Here is a 17,008-nt window from a genome sequence, read left to right as displayed (position 1 = left end):
GACCTCTAGCCCCCCGTCTTGGCGGCGCGCTCGCGCTCGATCTGCCGCCACTTGGCGACATTGGCGTTGTGCTGTTCCAGGCTCGTGGCGAAGGCGTGCCCGCCCGTACCGTCGGCGACGAAGTAGAGCTCGTCGCTCGTCGGAGGATTGAGCACCGCCGCCAGAGCCGCGCGGCCCGGATTGGCGATGGGCGTCGGCGGCAGACCGGCGATCAGATAGGTGTTGTAGGGCGTCGGGCGGCGCAGCTCTGACAGCAAGATGCCCCGACCCAGCGGCCGGCCGCGCGAGATGCCGTAAATGATGGTCGGATCCGAACCCAAACGCATGCCGGTCCGAAGACGGTTGACGAACACGGCGGCCACGCGCGGACGCTCCTCGGCGAGCCCGGTCTCTTTCTCGACGATCGAGGCCAGGGTAACGGCCTCTTCCTTGGAGGAGAATGGCAAGCCCGGCTGGCGGCTAGCCCACAGGGCGTTTAGCACCTTGTCGCGGTCGTCCATCATCCGCTGCAGGACCGCAGCGCGGTCCTCGCCGCGCTGGACCTCGTAGGTCTCGGGCAGGATCGAGCCTTCCGGCGGCGTCGCGGCCTCGCCAGTCAGCACGTCGGACTTGCCCAGAATGTCCATCACCATGTCCGAGGTCAGACCCTCGGGAACGGTGATCCAGTGGCGCACGATGCGGCCGCGGCGAATGGCGTCCAGGATCGAGGCCATCGAGGCGCGCGACTTGAACTCGTACTCGCCCGCCTTCAGCGAGCGCGCCGCGCCGGTCAGCTTGGCGGCGGTCATGAAGATCGAGGACGAGCCGATAACCCCGCCCTTCTCCAGGCTGGAAGCGATCTCCGGCAGGCTGGAGCCCTTGCGCAGGACGACCGTTGTGGTGTCCCCCGAGGACGCGGCAGGGCCGGGCCCATTATAGGCCCACAGCGCGACCAAAAGGACCAGCACGCCGACCGCCACGAAGGTGGCGACGGCGCCCAGCAGGCCGCGCGTCAGCCGGCTGGCGGCCGACGCGGTCTCCCGGCGGGAGGATTTGCCCCGCGTGGTCTTCTTGCGGGGAGACGGCTTCTTGCTCACGAGACCTTCTTGAACACGACCGAGGCGTTGGTGCCGCCAAAACCGAAGCTGTTGGACACGGCCACGTCGATCTTGTGCGGCACGGCCTTGTTCGGCGCCAGGTTCATGGCGACGTGGACGTCGGGGTTGTCGAGGTTGATGGTCGGCGGGGCGATCTGGTCGCGGATCGCCAGGATCGAGAAGATACCTTCGATCGCGCCGGCCGCGCCCAAGAGGTGGCCGGTCATCGACTTGGTCGAGGACATGACGACGTTCTTGGCGTGGTCGCCCAGGAAGCGTTCGACGGCGCCCGCCTCCAGGCCGTCGGCCATCGTCGAGGTGCCGTGGGCGTTGACGTAGTCGATGTCCGAGGGCTTCAGGCCCGCGTCCTTGATCGCCGCCGCCAGGGCGCGACCGCCACCTTCGCCGTCTTCCGACGGTGCGGTGATGTGGTGGGCGTCGCCCGACAGGCCGTAGCCGACCACTTCGGCGTAGATCTTGGCGCCGCGCGCCTTGGCGTGCTCATACTCCTCCAGGACCAGGGCGCCCGCGCCCTCGCCCATTACGAAGCCGTCTCGGTCCTTGTCATAAGGGCGCGAAGCCTTTTCAGGCGTTTCGTTCCAGTCGGTCGAGACGGCGCGGCAGGCGATGAAGCCGGCGATGCCGACCTTGCAGACGGCCGCTTCCGCGCCGCCGGCGACCATCACGTCGGCGTCGCCGTACTTGATCAGACGCATGGCGTCGCCAATGGCATGGGCGCCGGTGGCGCAGGCCGTCACGACTGCGTGGTTGGGGCCCTTGAAGCCGTACTTGATCGAGACCTGACCCGAGATCAGGTTGATCAGGGCCGAGGAGATGAAGAACGGGCTGACCCGGCGGGGGCCCTTGGCCTCAAGTTCAATGGCGGTGTCGGCGATCGTCGACAGGCCGCCGATCCCCGAGCCCAGGATGACGCCAGTGCGCCACTTCTGCTCGTCGGTCTCCGGAACCCAGCCCGAATCCTTGATGGCCTCGTCGGCGGCGGCGATGCCGTAGAGAATGAAATCGTCCACGCGCTTCTGGTCGCGCGGGCTCATGGTCTGATCGGGATCGAAGCTGCCCTCGACGTCCGGACCGCCGCCGCCACGGCCATCGACGCGCGGCACTTCGCAGGCGACCTGGCAGGCGTATTCGGTCGGATCAAAGGCCGTGATGCGGTTCGCGCCGGACTTGCCGGCCAGAATGTTCTTCCAGGTGACATCAACGCCCTGGCCCAGAGGGGTCAGCAGGCCCAGCCCAGTGACAACGACTCTACGCATGGATCACTCCCAACCTTCGGCGCGGAGCGCGGTATCTGGGGATTACCCCAAGCACGCGCTAGCCGCGAATCTTGGCCTCAAACGAAAACCGCCGCGCGCACGATGGCAAGAGCCCGTGCGACGCGGCGGAATATGGTCTAGTTCGCTATGCGAACGCGACGCCTTTTAGGCGGTCTTTTCCGTGATGAACTTCACGGCGTCGCCAACCGTCTGGATGTGCTCGGCGGCGTCGTCCGGGATTTCGATGTCGAACTCTTCTTCGAACGCCATCACCAGCTCAACGTTGTCGAGGCTGTCGGCGCCCAGGTCGTCGATGAAGGAAGCCTTCTCGGTGACCTTCTCGGGATCGGCATCCAGGTGCTCGATGACGATCTTACGCACGCGCTCGAGAATGTCGGACATTCTGTTCAGTCCCTCGTTATGAAATATCGACCTGCGGGCTGACAGACGAGGCGTCTGCTTTCCGCAGGAATTGTCGGGCACCGCCTATCACGTTCCTTTTCGGCTTACTAGCGGGTCGCCGACAAAGGAACGGGGACGGCTTAGATCATCGCCATGCCGCCGTTGACGTGCAAGGTCTGGCCGGTGACGTACCCCCCCTCGTCGCTGGCCAGGTAAACACAGGCTGCGGCGATGTCGCTACCCTCGCCCAGCTTGCCGGCGGGAATCGTCGACAGGATGCCTGCCTTCTGCTGCTCGTTCAGGGCGTCGGTCATCGGGCTGGCGATGAAGCCCGGCGCAACGCAGTTGACGGTCACGCCACGGCTGGCCAGTTCTTGGGCTAAGGCCTTGGAAAAGCCGATCATTCCGGCCTTCGAGGCCGCGTAGTTGGTCTGGCCGGGATTGCCGGTGACGCCCACGATCGAGGTGATGCCGATGATGCGGCCGGCGCGGCGCTTCATCATGCCCTTGGCGGCGGCGCGCGACAGGCGGAAATAGCCCTCCAGGTTCACCTTGATCACGGTGTCCCAGTCCTCGTCCTTCATGCGGACGATCAGGCCGTCGCGGGTGATGCCGGCGTTGGCGATCACGATATCGAGCGGGGCGCCGGCGGCGTCCTCAGCCTTGGCGACTAGGCCATCCACCTGCTCGGCGTCGGACAGGTTAGCGACGACGGTCGAGGTGCGATCGCCCAGTTCCGCCTTCAGCTCGGCCAGGGCCGATTCGCGGGTGCCGGAGAGCACGACATGGGCGCCCTGAGCGTGCAGGGCGCGGGCGATAGCGCCGCCGATGCCGCCGGTGGCGCCGGTGACGAGAGCGGTCTTGCCGGTGAGGTCGAACATTTGGGTTGTCTCCCAGTGTCATCCCGGCCCCAGAGCCGGGATCGCCGGAAACGCCGGCGCGTGTTGCGGTCCCGGGTAACCGCGCTTTGCGCTCGCCCGGGATGAAAGTTTCTAGAGCGAAGCGGCGAAGGCTTCGAGATCGGCGGGCGTGTTCAGCGGCGTCGACTCGGCGTCCGGGGCGATGCGCTTGGCCATGCCCGAGAGAACCTTGCCGGCGCCGGCTTCGGCAAAGCGGGTGACGCCGCCTTGGCCGGCCAGCCAGGTCATGCTCTCGCGCCAGCGAACGCGGCCGGTGACCTGCTCGACCAGCAGCTTGCGGATGACGTCCGGATCATGGACCGGGGCTGCGGTGACATTGGCGACCAACGGCGCGCGCGGCGCCAGGATCGTGGTCTTGGCGAGCGCTTGCGCCATCTCATCCGCCGCCGGCTGCATCAGCGGGCAGTGGAACGGCGCCGAGACGTTCAGCGGAATGGCCCGCGCGCCCAGTTCCTTGGCCTTTTCGATGGCCTTGTCGACGGCCGCCTTGGCGCCCGAGATCACGACATTGCCGTTGTTGTTGTCATTGGCCACGACGCAGACGCCGACCTCCGAGCCGGCCTTGGCCGCTTCCTCGGCCAGGGCGAGGTCCGTCTTGGGGCCGATCAGCGAGGCCATGGCGCCCTCGCCCACCGGCACGGCGCGCTGCATGGCCTGGCCGCGCAGCTTCAGGAGGCGCGCGGTGTCGGACAGGCTGATGGCGCCGGCGGCCGCCAGGGCCGAGTATTCGCCCAGCGAGTGGCCGGCGACGAAGGCGGCCTTGTCGATCCCGACGCCGAATTCCTTCTCCAGCGTCCGAGTCACCGCCAGGCTGACGGCCATCAGGGCCGGCTGAGCGTTTTCAGTCAGCGTCAGGTCGCCCTCGGGGCCTTCCTTCATCAGGGCGAAAAGCTTCTGGCCCAGGGCGTCGTCGACTTCCTGGAACACCTCGCGAGCGCTGGCGAAGGCCTCGGCGAGATCCACGCCCATGCCGACAGACTGGCTGCCCTGACCGGGGAAAATGAAGGCGATGCTCATGAAAGCCCGCTCCGTTCTTATGAGATTCAAGGCCGGGAGGGTTAGGCCAAAGGTCGCCGGGCGGCAAGTCAGGCCGTTGCGCGCGCCGACAAGGGACCTCACCCCAACCAGGGACCGCCGGGCGGGCCCCAGCCCCAGACCGGCATGGGCGGATCGTCCTCGGGCTCGGCGACGCCGTCGGCCGAGTTGATCACCGCCAGACGTGTCCCCCACTCCAGATAGCCGACGAAGGCGGCGCGGAATTCCGGATCTGTGGGCAGACCGACCTGGTCGGCGGTGTCGAGCATCAGCGCCACCCACGCCTTCCGTTGCGCCTCGGTCAGGTGGCGGCCCAAGTGCTTGCGGATCATAGCGGCGTGGCTACCGCCGGCCTGGGTGTAGGCCTTGGGCCCGCCAAACACCTCGCCGACGAAGGCCGCCACGTGCTGGGCGTGCCGAGGATCCATACCGGCGAACACGGGCGCTAACACCGGATCTTCGGGAACCCTGACGTAGAAGGTCGAAAACAGCGTCTCGAACCGCTCGGGGCCGCCGGCCCAGGCGGCCAGGGTCGGCGTCTCAATTTCCTCGGCCGGCATGTCGTGCTCCTGCGTCTGGCGCCTAGCCACGCATGTAGAGGTTTGGAAGTCGAGAGAATGGAGTTATCCAAGACATGACCATGAACATCCCTCTCCTCCGGAGTCTTCCGATGTCTCGCCTGCTCGCTGGTATCGCTGCGGCCGCCCTAACGCTCGCCGCCACTTCTCCCGCCCTGGCCGCTCTCAAGGTCGGCGACAAGGCCCCCGACTTCAGCGCCAAGGCCGCATTGGCTGGCAAGGACTTCGATTTCAACCTGGCCAAGGCGCTCAAGAAGGGCCCCGTGGTGCTGTACTTCTTCCCAGCTGCCTACACCGCCGGCTGCACCGCCGAGGCTCACGAGTTCGCCGAGGCGACGCCCGAGTTCGAGAAGCTAGGCGCCACAGTGATCGGCGTCACGGCTGGCAATGTCGACCGCATCAAGGACTTCTCCAAGGAGCACTGCCGCGACAAGTTCGCGGTGGCCGCCGCCGACAAGGCTTTGGTCAAGAGCTACGACGTCGCCCTGGCGGTGAAGCCGGACTGGTCCAACCGCACCTCTTACGTCATCGCCCCGGACGGCAAGATTCTGCTGTCCTACACCGACGGCAACTTCATGGGCCACGTGACCCAGACCATGGGCGCGGTGAAGGCCTACAAGGCGGCCAAGAAATAACGAGCCTTTTCCGGTTCCAGCCATCCGCGCGGGTTGAAGCTCGCGCGCGCTGGCGGCCATGATCGGCCATGACCGATCTCGCGCAGACAGAAGCCATCATACGCGGCGTGGCCATCGGCGGCTTCGCCGCGAGCGGCCTTGTTCTGTTGGCAACGCCACGCCCCTCGCCCATCCGCTGGCTCGGGGCCGCCTTTTTTCTCGGCGTTATCGCGCACGTCACCTCGGGCTGGGGCCCTGAACTCCGAAGATTCGATCCCCTTTGGGCCGCCTCGGTCGTCGGAACGGGGCTGTTCTGGATGTTCGCCCTGGATCTGCTGGAAGACGCGCCCAAGCCGCCGCTCTGGCGACTGGCGGGCCCCGGGATCGCCTTCCTGTTCTGGCTCGCCGCCCAGGTCGCGCCCAAGGCGTGGTGCGAGACCATCTGGGGCGGCTATATCGCCATGCAGATGCTGATGGTCGCACACGTGCTTGTCGTCGCCTGGAGAGGCTGGCGCGGCGACTTGGTGCCGCAAAGGCGGCGGCTCCGACCTCTACTCGCCGCCGCCGCCTGCGGCTACGTACTGATCATCGCGGCCAAGGACATGCGTTGGCTGGTCTTCCTGCCCGGCGGCGCGATGGAACTGATCCAGGCTGCTTTTCTGGCTATCCTGGCGCTTGCCACGACGCTGGTCTTGCTTCGCGCTGAGCCGCAATTGGTGGCGGTCCAGATCGTTCCCGCGACTGACACGGCCGCCCAAACGCCGCTCGCTCTCACACCCGCTGACCGGCTGATCCTGGCGCGGCTGGACAAGGCCATGGACGAGACCGAGGTCTGGCGCGGGGAAGATCTCTCGATCGGCAGTCTCGCGGCCCTGGTCGGCGCGCCCGAGCATCGGCTGCGCAAGCTGATCAATGGCACGCTGGGTCACCGCAACTTCGCCGACTACGTCAACGGCCGAAGGATCGAGGCGGCCAAAGCCGCCTTGGCCGATCCGGAACAAGCGCTGAAGTCGGTCTCGACCATCGCCTATGAGCACGGCTTCGGCTCGCTGGGGCCATTTAATCGCGCCTTCCGGGCCGCCGTCGGCGTGACCCCGACCGCCTGGCGCCAGCAGGCGACGCCGCCCATCGCCCATCTGCGGCTGGTCGAAACCGCTCAAGCCGCGCCGAAAGCCGACAAACAAGCCTGATTTCGCGAACGGCGCGACGGGCGGCGCGGGCGGCGCTTCCCTGGCGAGGTCCATCGCCAAGGAGCTTTCGATGTCCGACACCCTTCTCGCCTTCGGCCGCAACTGGCTGGGCGGCATGCAGGTCGACGTGACCCGCTACGTGATCTTCTCGGTCGGCGTCTGGCTGGTCCTGTGGGTCATGCTGGCCGCGCCCCTGGCCAACCGCAAGATCCGCGACAACCGCCCGCCGGCGCGCCAGCTGCTGATCGAGTTCGCGGTCTCGATCCGGTCCATAATGATCTTCTCAACGCTCGGCCTGCTGACGTTCGGACTGTTCCGAGCGGGTCTGCTACCGGGCCCCTACATCGCCAAGAGCTGGGGCCCCGCCTGGTTCTGGACCAGCCTTGTCCTGATGATCATCGCCCACGACGCCTGGTTCTACTGGACCCACAGGCTGATCCACGACCGCCGCCTGTTCCGGCGCTTCCACCGGCAGCATCACCGGTCGAACAATCCCTCGCCGTTCACGGCCTATAGCTTCGACCTGGGCGAGGCCTTCATCAACGGCGTCTTCGTGCCGCTATGGATGATCCTGGTCCCGACCCAGTGGCCGGTGATTGGCCTGTTCATGCTGCACCAGATCGTCCGCAACACGATCGGTCACTCGGGATACGAGCTTTTCCCCGCCCGTAAGGACGGCCGGCCGCTGATCCCCTGGCTGACGACCGTGACGCATCACGATCTGCATCACGCCCAGGCCGGCTGGAACTATGGGCTCTATTTCACTTGGTGGGACAAGCTTATGGGCACCGAGCACCCGGACTATCTGAAGCGCTTTTCCGAGGCCACGGCCCGCAAGGACCGCCAACGGAAGGCTACCAGTTCGCCTTCACCAGCTTGACCATGGCGCGGGCGTCCTGCAGCCGCCATTGCTCACGGTCGGTGTTGACGCCGCGCAGGCTGACCGTGAACTCGGCCGGGATATCAAAGGGGCGCGTGAGAGACAAATCCACGCCCTCTTCCCCGGCCGAGCCGCCGCCAAAGGCGATCGAGCCGATCGGCTTGCCGTCAAGGGTCAGGGAAGAACGGATGTTGGCGCGCGTCACGGGGATTCTGCTGGGCACGGCGATCGCCTGGCTGGCGTCCATGTCCATCGACACGCTGACATAGTTGGCGCGCGGCAGCAGGCCGAAACCGAACATCTTCGACATGGACGAGCGGAGGCGAGCCTCGTCCTGGTTCCAAGACGCGCCCAGGGCCAACGAACGCTGACCGATCCGGCGTTCATCTGGCTTCTGGCTCAGGTTCAGGTCGAAATCGTAGGTCGGGTTCTCAAGCATGCCCGAGGACTTGACCGTCAGAGCAACCTTTTCGCTGTCCGTAGACAGGTCCAGCGGCAGGGCGGCCGAATAGCCGGCAAACCGCCCATCCCGGGCCGAGACCGACATGGCGGGCTTTTGAATCAGTTCGGCGCAGGCCGGGCCACCAAAGGCGAGCGCCGCAGCTCCGAATGAAATGACAGCCAAGCCTTTCATGCGATCTGCGTAGCATAGGATCCCGACGAGACAAGTCCGGAGTCACCGCGAACGACTATTTTCCGAGATTCAGGGCTTCGACATTCTTCACGATGCGCGACTGGAGATCATTCTGCATTTCCGGCAGCAGCTCCATGATGGCCCGACCGCTAATCTGGCCCAAGGCCGGCATCTTTTCGATAATCCCCTGCCCTATCGGACTTTCATAGAAAGCCACCAGCGCCTTCAACTCGTCGACCGAATAGACCGTGGCCATGCCCGGAGCCATCTTGTCGGCGATCCGGGCCATCAGACCGTTGTTGTAGACGTCCTCGACCGCAGCCATGACGGCGCCTGCCAATCGCTTGCGCTGATCGTCGTTCAAGTTGGGATAGCGCTGCGCCTGCTGCTCGATCATGGCGTCGACCATCGAGAGCATCATCGGCTTCATGCTCTGCTCCATGCGCATGGCGGCGATGTAACGACGCGTCAGCGCCATCGCCTCGGCGGAGGGCGCGGCGGCGCTGGCCTGAACCTTCGCCTCGGCCAGCCCGCCGACCGTCAATCCAACGCAGAGAACAACAAGACTCACGATCCGCACGACTTAAAGACTCCCCGTGTCCGCGCTCAGCCTGGAACGGCTCGACCTAGACGGACAAGAGCCAAAGCTTCCTTGCCTTTCAGCCCTATCTCCTGTAGTAGCGCGCGTTCTCACGGAAGGCGGTCTTGCACGCACCCATCCGGGACCGGGGTCTCCCCGCTCGGCGTGTCGGATCCATCGTGGTCGACGGACTTCCGTCGTCGTCCGCGCCGCCTTCCACAACGGAAGAAGGAAAACATGGCGTTCTACGAACACGTGGTCATCGCGCGGCAGGACATCTCGCCGCAACAGGCCGAAGCTCTGAACGAGCAACTCAAAGCCCTCATCGAAGAAAATGGCGGTCACATCGCCAAGATCGAGTACTGGGGCCTGCGTAACCTCACCTACCGCATCAAGAAGAACCGCAAGGGTCACTACTCCCTGCTCGCGATCGACGCCCCGGCGCCGGCCGTGAAGGAAATGGAGCGCCAGCTGCTCATCAACGAAGATGTGCTGCGCTTCATGACCATCCGCGTGGAAGAGCTGGACCTGGAGCTTTCGCCGGTTCTGGCGCGTCGCGACCGTGGTGACCGTCCGGAGCGTCCCCGCGACGACTTCGGCGCTCAGGCGCAAGCGTAAGGGAGACTGAAGATCATGACCGATACGACTGCTCCCGAAGCCGGCGCTCCGGCCGCCGCCGCTGGCGGCGCCCGCCGTCCGTTCTTCCGTCGCCGCAAGGTGTGCCCGTTCTCGGGCGCCAACGCGCCGAAGATCGACTACAAGGACGTGAAGCTGCTGCAGCGCTACGTCTCCGAACGCGGCAAGATCGTGCCGTCGCGCATCACCGCGGTGTCGGCCAAGAAGCAACGCGAACTGGCCAAGGCCATCAAGCGCGCCCGCTTCCTGGCTCTGCTCCCCTACGTCGTGAAGTAAGGGAGACGCCACGATGAAAGTCATTCTGCTCGAACGCGTTGAAGGCACCGGCGTCCTCGGCGACGTGGTCACCGTGAAGGACGGCTTCGCCCGTAACTTCCTGCTGCCGCGCCACAAGGCCCTGCGCGCCACCAAGGCCAACGAAGCCACCTTCGAAGCGCAACGCGCCGAGATCGAGGCCCGCAACGTCAAGAACCGCGAATCCGCCGAAAAGAACGGCGAGTCGCTGGACGGCACGCAATACGTCCTGATCCGTCAGGCTGGCGAAAGCGGCCAGCTGTACGGTTCGGTCGCCGGTCGCGACGTGGCTGACGCCATCCGCGCCGAAGGCGGCAAGGTCGACCGCTCGATGGTCGTGCTGGACAAGCCGATCAAGACGCTCGGCGTCCACGAAGTGAAGGTGAAGCTGCACGCTGAAGTGACCATCACGGTCACCCTCAACATCGCGCGCAGCGCCGACGAAGCCGAGCGCCAAGCGCGCGGCGAAAACGTGATCAACTCGCAGTTCGAGGAAGATCGCGCGGCCGAAGCCGAAGCCGCCCAAGACATGGCGGAAGGCGGCGCCGGCTCGTTCGAAGGCGACCACTACGAAGCCTAAGACCCGTCAGGGTTCTGAGCGTTTCAAGAGAACGGCGCGGAGCAATCCGCGCCGTTTTTTTCTGTGCCATCGCGTAGAAATGCTCAGCTTGTGTGCAACCGATCGAAATCCCATGTTCGATGAGGGGGCGATCAAGACCCCCGCCTCGGGGCGTATGGACGCATGTCCGCGCCCCGGCCACGAGAGGGGATTTCTCATGCGTTACAGAGCCTTGCTGCTGGCCGCCGCCTCGCTGACGGCCTTCTCCGCCACCGCCCAAGCCCAGACCGCCCCACCGGCGGCCGATGACACGACGATCGAGCAGATCGTCGTCACCGGTTCGCGCGTCGCGCGCTCACGCCTCGACACCATCTCGCCCGTCGACGTCGTCGACAGCAAGGCGCTGACCCGACAGGGCACGCCCGAACTAGCCCAAGCGCTGGCCAACTTGGCGCCGTCGATCGGTTTCCCGCGCCCGGCCGTGACCGACGGCACCGACTCGGTGCGCCCGGCCACGCTGCGCGGCCTTGCGCCCGACCAGACCCTGGTGCTGCTGAACGGCCGCCGCGCCCACACCTCGGCGCTCGTGAACATCAACGGCTCGATCGGCCGAGGCTCTGCCCCGTTCGACCTGAACACCATCCCCACGGCGGCGCTGTCGAGCGTAGAAATTCTGCGTGAAGGCGCGGCGGCCCAGTACGGCTCGGACGCCATCGCCGGCGTGATCAACCTGCGCCTGCGCGAGGCCAGCAGCGGCGGCGGGGCGAGCGCCAGCTATGGCGTCTACAACACCAAGGTGAAGACCACTCGCGATCCCGACGGTCGCAAGGCCAACGACGGCCCGGTCTACAGCGCCTCGGTCTGGCAGGGCTTTTCCCTGCCCAACGACGGCTTCCTGACGCTGACCGGCGAGTACTCATACCGCAACCCGACCAACCGCGCCGACCTCGACCCGCGCGTCACACCCAACAAGGTCACCGGGATCTTCGGCGACCCTCAGGTCGAGACCAAGACGGTCTACGCCAACTTTGGCGTGCCGCTGAACGAGACCTGGAAGCTCTATGGCCTGGCCGGCTATCAGAACCGCAAGGGTGAAAGCGCCGCCTTCCCGCGCCTGGCCGACAACGCCAACAACTATATCTCGGTCTATCCGAACGGTTACGTCCCGAAAATCACCACCGACATCGACGACTACAACCTGGCCTTCGGCGCCAAGGGCGAGGTGGCCGGCTTCACGGTCGACGCCGGGGTGAACTACGGCGCCAACAAGGTCGCCTACGGCACCATCAACTCGCTGAACGCGTCGCTCGGCCCGACATCGCCGACCTCGTTCAAGGACGGGTCGATGCGGTACGGTCAATGGGTGGCGAACCTCGACTTCACCCGACCGCTTGAGCTGTTCAACTTCGCCGAGCCCAGCACCCTGGCGTTCGGCGTCGAGTATCGTGACGAGAGCTACAAGATCCGCGCCGGCGAGACAGCTTCATGGGTCAACGGCGGCAACGGCAGGGGCGCTGGCGCGCAAGGCTTCCCTGGCTTCCGACCGTCCAACGAAGTGGACGTCAGCCGCAACGCCACCAGCCTGTACGCCGACCTCGACAACCAGATCACCGACAAGCTGGATGTGGCCCTGGCGGTCCGTTACGAGGACTACTCGGACTTCGGTTCGACCACGACCGGCAAGATCGCCGCGCGCTATGACCTGACAGACAGTTTCGCCATCCGTGGGGCCTATTCGTCAGGCTTCCGCGCCCCGGCGCTGCAACAGCAGTACTTCACCACCACCTCGATCAACATCATCGGCGGCGCGGCGGTGGATGTCGGCACCTTCCCCGCCACCAGCGCCACGGCCGCCGCCCTTGGGGCCAAGGCGCTGGAGCCAGAGAAGTCCAAGAACTACTCGTTCGGCGCGGTTTTCCACAAAGGCCCGTTCGAGCTGACGGTGGACGCCTACCAGATCGACATCGACAACCGGATCGTGCTCTCGGAGAACATCCAGGGCTCGGCCACGGGGACAGCCACGCAGAGAGCGATCTACACGCTGCTGCAGCCCTTCGGCGTGACTACGGCGCGGTTCTTCATCAACGGCGTCGACACCCGCACCAAGGGTGTGGACGTCGTGGGCCGCTACCGCCTGGACAGCGAAGCCGCCGGCCGGTTCGATTTCACCCTGGCGGCGAACTTCAACGACACCAAGGTCAAGCGCGTGCCAACCACCAGCACGCTCTCGTCCCTGCCCGTCCCGCCGGCCCTGTTCTCGCGCGTCAATGTCGCGATCTTCGAGGAAGGCACGCCCGATAAGAAATTCGTGGCGTCAAGCGATTGGTCCAGAGGCCCGTTCAGCGCGACCCTCAAGGGCGCCTACTACGGCTCGGTGCTGGTCCCGAACTCAAACCAGGCGCTGGACTACCGCACTGGCGCCAAGTCGGTCTGGGATCTGGAAGGCCGCTATGCCTTCGCTCAGAACATCACCTGGGCGGTGGGCGTGAACAACCTGTTCGACACCTATCCAAACAAGGCGCCCGCGGCGGTGAACACCACTGGCGTGACGGCCTTCTCCGGCTTCTCGCCCTTCGGGTTCAACGGACGGTTCCTCTATACGCGCCTCGCCTACAACTGGTGATCCAGGGCTAGACCAGGACACAACCGGATAGGCGCGGAGAGCGATCTTCGCGCCCATTCTCTTTGGTCTCACGTCAGGAACGGACGCCTGCCCAAGCCCGTGCTCTTGCACGATCCATAGGTCAGAACATACACAGAATATCCCCGTTCATCTGACTCGCGGGGCCAACTCCCCCCGCGCGTCGAAACCCGCATCGCGTTAACTTCCGATGATGTCCCTGGTACCCGCGCTCGACCTGCGCCCGCCGACCGAAGAGCCCACGATCAACGTGGCGCCGCACAACATGGAAGCCGAGCAGGCTCTGCTCGGCGTCCTGCTCTACGACAACGCCGCCTACGAGCGGCTGACCGACAGCCTGCAGGCGCGCTGCTTCTACGAGCCCTTCCACCAGCGCCTGTTCCAGGCCATCGAGACCCACGTCCGCAAAGGCCAGCTGGCCGAACCGATCCTGCTCGCCGACGAGTTCAAGAACGACCCGGCGTTCCAGGAGCTGGGCGGCCTGCGCTACCTGGCCGACCTGGTCGACCGCGCCCCGCCAGCGGCCAATGCCGGCGACTACGCACGGGTGATCTTCGACCTGTCCCTGCGTCGCGAGTTGATCCGCATCGGCGGCGACATCGCCACGGCCGCTCAAGGCGGCAATGATGAGAAGCGCGCCGCCCGCGACCAGATCGAGGCGGCTGAACAGAGCCTCTACACCCTAGCCGAAAGTGGTACGGCCTCCTCTGGCTTCGTCTCGTTCGGCGACGCCTTGCGCGGCGCGGTCGAGATGACCGCCGAGGCCTATAGCCGCGACGGCGGCATGTCGGGCGTCGCCACCGACCTGATCGACCTCGACCAGAAGATCGGCGGCCTACATCCCTCCGACCTTGTGGTGCTGGCCGGCCGTCCCTCGATGGGTAAGACGGCGCTGGCGACCAACATCGCCTTCAACATCGCCAAGAAGTACGCCTACGAAATCCAGCCGGACGGAACCAAGAAGACCGTCCAGGGCGGCGTCGTGGCCTTCTACTCGCTGGAAATGAGCGCCGAGCAGCTGGCCCTGCGTATGCTGGCTGACGCCTCGGGCGTGTCGGGCGACCGGCTCCGCAAGGGTGAGATCGACGCCTCCGAATTTGGTCGGGTCCGCGACGCGGCCATGGAGCTGCAAGAAGCGCCGCTCTATATCGACGCCACCGGTGGCATCTCGATCGCCAAGCTGACCGCTCGCGCCCGACGCTTGAAGCGCCAAGTCGGCCTGGACCTGGTCGTCGTCGACTACCTGCAGCTGGTCACCGGCTCGGATCTCGGCGCAAACGCCAACCGGGTGCAGGAAGTCAGCCAGATCACCATGGGCCTGAAGGCCCTGGCCAAGGAACTGGCCTGCCCCGTCATCGCCCTGTCGCAGCTGTCGCGTCAGGTGGAAGCCCGCGACGACAAGCGGCCCCAGCTCTCCGACCTTCGGGAATCGGGCTCGATCGAGCAGGACGCCGACATGGTCTGGTTCGTGTATCGCGAGGCCTACTATGTGGGCCGCGCCGAGCCGCGCGAAGGCACGCCCGAGCACCTGACCTGGCAGGAAGAGATGGACCGCCTGCAGGGCCTGGCCGAAGTCATCATCGCCAAGCAGCGTCACGGCCCGATCGGCACCGTGCGCCTGTCGTTCAACAGCGACACCACCCGCTTCGGCAACCTGGCCAAGGACCACTACTTCGCCCAGGCGCGGAATATTCCGTCGGACGAATAGCGCCTGGAACTGTCATCCCGGCCAAGCGCGTAGCGCGCCGAGCCGGGACCGCTGGAAACGCAGGCGCCTGCGGGGGCACAGGGTCTTCGCTGCGTGCAGCCCGGGATGACAAGGTCTGGCGTTTAAGCCACCGTCCCCGCCTCGCCCTTGAACCCAGACGAGTCGCATGGATTTCAGCCCCCTGCCCACCTCCAGCTTGGTCGGCGCGTTCCTGATCGCGTTTCCGGCGCTGTTCTCGATCGTCAATCCGGTCGGCGCCTCGCTGATCTTCCACCAGGCGATGGCGGGCCGTGCGCGCGAAGAGCGGCTAAAGCTGGCGCGGCAGATCGGCTTCTACGCCTTCCTGGTGCTCTTGGGCTCGCTGCTGCTGGGCGGCTACATCCTGAACTTCTTCGGCGTCAGCCTGGGCGCCCTGCGGGTGGCGGGCGGCCTCGTCGTGGCGATCCGCGCCTGGGGCCTTTTGATGGACCCGCAGGAGAACGAGGATCGCAAGACCAGCCAGACCGAGACGGCCCAGAGCCACGAAGACGTCGCCTTCTTCCCGCTGACCATGCCGTTCACGACCGGCCCAGGCTCGATCTCGGTCGCGATCGCCCTCTCCTCGCAGCGCCCGACCGAAGGCGACGCCGTGGCGCCGTTCTTCATCGGCGCGGGTCTGGCCGCGGGTTTGGTCGCGTTGATGGTCTGGCTGCTCTACAGCGCCTCCGAGCGCGTGATGCGGATGCTGGGTCCGGCCGGCGCCCGCGTGCTCTCACGACTGGTCGCTTTCCTGCTGCTGTGCATCGGCGTCCAGATCATCGCCTCCGGCGCGGAGAACCTGGTGGCCAAGTTCCTGGCCGCCCACCACGGCTAAATCGTTGAACCGCTGGCCCGCGTCGGCTACGCCCACCCCGTGACCAACCTCAACGACGCCCGCCTGACGATCGACCTCGACGCCTTGGCCGCGAACCATGCGGCCCTGAAGGCGCGCGCGGGCCACGCTGAGTTGGCGCCAGCGGTCAAGGCCAACGCCTATGGCCTGGGCGCGGCGCGCATCGCCGATCGCCTCTGGGACGAAGGCGTTCGGAGCTTCTATGTCGCGCGTGTGGCCGAGGGCGTTGCGCTGCGCGCGGCGCTGGGCGATCGCGAGGCGGCGATCTACGTCCTGGACGGCGCGACGCCGGGCTCTGGCGACGCCTTGGAGGGCGCGCGCCTGATCCCCGTGCTCAACAGCCTGCCGCAGATCGAGGCCTGGAACGTCCAGGCCCGATCAGGACGCCTGAAGGCCGCCCTACACCTCGACACCGGCATGAACCGCCTGGGCCTGCGCCCAGAAGAGCTGAAGGTGCTGCTGGGGGCCATGGATCGGCTCAAGCGCTTGGACCTGGAGCTGGTGATTAGCCACCTAGCCTGCGCCGACGTCCCTGACCACCCGATGAACCCCAGGCAGTTGGAGCGCTTCAGCGAAGCCGTCGCGCTGCTGCCGAACGCCCGCAAGAGCTTTGCCAATTCGGCGGGCCTGTTCCTGGGCGAGGCCTATCGCTTCGATCAGGCTCGGCCGGGGATCAGCCTCTATGGCGGCGGCCCCGAAGGCCGGCCGCATCCCGAGATCCGCGCCGTCGCCACCGTGGAAGCGCCCATCCTGCAGGTTCGGGTCGTGCCGCGCGGCGAGACCGTCGGCTACGGCGCAGCCTGGACGGCGCCCGACACCACCCGCATCGCCATCGTCGGCGCGGGCTATGCCGACGGCGTCCCACGCGCGAGCCATCCCAGGGGCCAGGTCTGGTTCGACGGCGCCCGCCGGCCAATGCTGGGTCGCGTCTCGATGGACCTGATGGCGATCGACGTGACCGACTGCGACGCCGCGCGTCCCGGGGCCATGGTTGAGTTGCTGGGGGCGAACATGCCGATCGACGACGCCGCGACAGCGGCCGGTACCACGGCCTATGAACTGCTGACCAACATCGCCCCGCGCGCCCGGCGCATTTACCGCTGAGCCTGCGTC

18 protein-coding genes are annotated in these 17,008 nt (G+C 66.2%); 10 read left to right on the top strand and 8 right to left on the bottom strand.

Going from position 1 to position 17,008, the window contains the following annotated elements:
- Positions 1 to 5: 5 nt before the first annotated feature.
- The 6 genes from mltG to CSW59_RS09195 form a co-directional block, all read right to left on the bottom strand.
- On the bottom strand, positions 6 to 1,076 hold the full coding sequence (gene mltG / locus CSW59_RS09220) for an endolytic transglycosylase MltG (protein ID WP_099443760.1): 1,071 nt from the start codon (positions 1,074 to 1,076) through the stop codon (positions 6 to 8).
- Positions 1,073 to 2,353 carry a beta-ketoacyl-ACP synthase II gene (gene fabF / locus CSW59_RS09215; protein ID WP_099443759.1) on the bottom strand — a complete coding sequence of 427 codons (1,281 nt, stop codon included), beginning with the start codon at positions 2,351 to 2,353 and terminating at the stop codon, positions 1,073 to 1,075. The genes mltG and fabF overlap by 4 nt, the downstream gene beginning before the upstream one ends.
- Positions 2,354 to 2,518: 165 nt before the next feature.
- A complete protein-coding gene (locus tag CSW59_RS09210) occupies positions 2,519 to 2,755 on the bottom strand; it encodes an acyl carrier protein (RefSeq protein WP_004615098.1) in 237 nt (78 codons plus the stop codon).
- Positions 2,756 to 2,895: 140 nt separating this feature from the next.
- On the bottom strand, positions 2,896 to 3,636 hold the full coding sequence (gene fabG / locus CSW59_RS09205) for a 3-oxoacyl-[acyl-carrier-protein] reductase (protein WP_099443758.1): 741 nt from the start codon (positions 3,634 to 3,636) through the stop codon (positions 2,896 to 2,898).
- Between the two features lie 111 nt (positions 3,637 to 3,747).
- On the bottom strand, positions 3,748 to 4,692 hold the full coding sequence (fabD, locus tag CSW59_RS09200) for an ACP S-malonyltransferase (protein ID WP_099443757.1): 945 nt from the start codon (positions 4,690 to 4,692) through the stop codon (positions 3,748 to 3,750).
- 98 nt (positions 4,693 to 4,790) lie between these two features.
- Complete coding sequence (locus tag CSW59_RS09195) at positions 4,791 to 5,270, bottom strand: group II truncated hemoglobin (protein WP_099443756.1); 480 nt, start codon at positions 5,268 to 5,270, stop codon at positions 4,791 to 4,793.
- A 110-nt stretch (positions 5,271 to 5,380) separates the two neighbouring features.
- Here CSW59_RS09195 and CSW59_RS09190 point away from each other — a divergent pair, with 110 nt between their 5' ends.
- The 3 genes from CSW59_RS09190 (at position 5,381) to CSW59_RS09180 (ending at position 7,972) form a co-directional block, all read left to right on the top strand.
- Positions 5,381 to 5,923: a peroxiredoxin gene (locus CSW59_RS09190; RefSeq protein ID WP_099443755.1), complete on the top strand. Its 543-nt coding sequence runs from the start codon at positions 5,381 to 5,383 to the stop codon at positions 5,921 to 5,923.
- 68 nt (positions 5,924 to 5,991) lie between these two features.
- A complete protein-coding gene (locus tag CSW59_RS09185; protein WP_099443754.1) occupies positions 5,992 to 7,092 on the top strand; it encodes an AraC family transcriptional regulator in 1,101 nt (366 codons plus the stop codon).
- Positions 7,093 to 7,162: 70 nt separating this feature from the next.
- Entirely contained in the window at positions 7,163 to 7,972 is an 810-nt protein-coding gene (locus CSW59_RS09180; protein WP_099443753.1) for a sterol desaturase family protein, read from the top strand.
- Here the strand turns inward: CSW59_RS09180 and CSW59_RS09175 are convergent.
- Both CSW59_RS09175 and CSW59_RS09170 read right to left on the bottom strand, forming a co-directional pair.
- Positions 7,947 to 8,606 (bottom strand): hypothetical protein, encoded by a 660-nt coding sequence (locus tag CSW59_RS09175; protein ID WP_099443752.1) that lies wholly within the window; start codon positions 8,604 to 8,606, stop codon positions 7,947 to 7,949. The genes CSW59_RS09180 and CSW59_RS09175 overlap by 26 nt on opposite strands.
- A gap of 55 nt (positions 8,607 to 8,661) precedes the next feature.
- A complete protein-coding gene (locus tag CSW59_RS09170) occupies positions 8,662 to 9,177 on the bottom strand; it encodes a DUF2059 domain-containing protein (RefSeq protein WP_143754979.1) in 516 nt (171 codons plus the stop codon).
- A 246-nt stretch (positions 9,178 to 9,423) separates the two neighbouring features.
- Between CSW59_RS09170 and rpsF the strand changes: the two genes are divergently transcribed.
- The 7 genes from rpsF to alr all read left to right on the top strand — a co-directional run bounded on the left by rpsF (position 9,424) and on the right by alr (position 16,999).
- On the top strand, positions 9,424 to 9,804 hold the full coding sequence (gene rpsF, locus CSW59_RS09165) for a 30S ribosomal protein S6 (protein ID WP_099443750.1): 381 nt from the start codon (positions 9,424 to 9,426) through the stop codon (positions 9,802 to 9,804).
- 15 nt (positions 9,805 to 9,819) lie between these two features.
- Positions 9,820 to 10,098 (top strand): 30S ribosomal protein S18, encoded by a 279-nt coding sequence (gene rpsR, locus CSW59_RS09160; protein WP_004615089.1) that lies wholly within the window; start codon positions 9,820 to 9,822, stop codon positions 10,096 to 10,098.
- Between the two features lie 13 nt (positions 10,099 to 10,111).
- The gene (gene rplI / locus CSW59_RS09155) at positions 10,112 to 10,696 is read left to right on the top strand and encodes a 50S ribosomal protein L9 (protein WP_099443749.1); all 585 of its coding nucleotides are present in this window, start codon (positions 10,112 to 10,114) and stop codon (positions 10,694 to 10,696) included.
- Positions 10,697 to 10,892: 196 nt separating this feature from the next.
- Positions 10,893 to 13,298 (top strand): TonB-dependent siderophore receptor, encoded by a 2,406-nt coding sequence (locus tag CSW59_RS09150; RefSeq protein WP_099443748.1) that lies wholly within the window; start codon positions 10,893 to 10,895, stop codon positions 13,296 to 13,298.
- 208 nt (positions 13,299 to 13,506) lie between these two features.
- On the top strand, positions 13,507 to 15,024 hold the full coding sequence (locus CSW59_RS09145) for a replicative DNA helicase (protein WP_099443747.1): 1,518 nt from the start codon (positions 13,507 to 13,509) through the stop codon (positions 15,022 to 15,024).
- Positions 15,025 to 15,190: 166 nt separating this feature from the next.
- Entirely contained in the window at positions 15,191 to 15,877 is a 687-nt protein-coding gene (locus CSW59_RS09140; RefSeq protein WP_099443746.1) for a MarC family protein, read from the top strand.
- A 39-nt stretch (positions 15,878 to 15,916) separates the two neighbouring features.
- Entirely contained in the window at positions 15,917 to 16,999 is a 1,083-nt protein-coding gene (alr, locus tag CSW59_RS09135; RefSeq protein ID WP_099443745.1) for an alanine racemase, read from the top strand.
- Positions 17,000 to 17,008 lie beyond the last annotated feature (9 nt).

Origin of the sequence: Caulobacter sp. BP25, from assembly GCF_002737755.1 — a bacterium.
In the GTDB taxonomy this organism is placed as follows: Bacteria; Pseudomonadota; Alphaproteobacteria; order Caulobacterales; family Caulobacteraceae; genus Caulobacter.
This window is presented reverse-complemented; position numbering and strand designations above follow the sequence as displayed.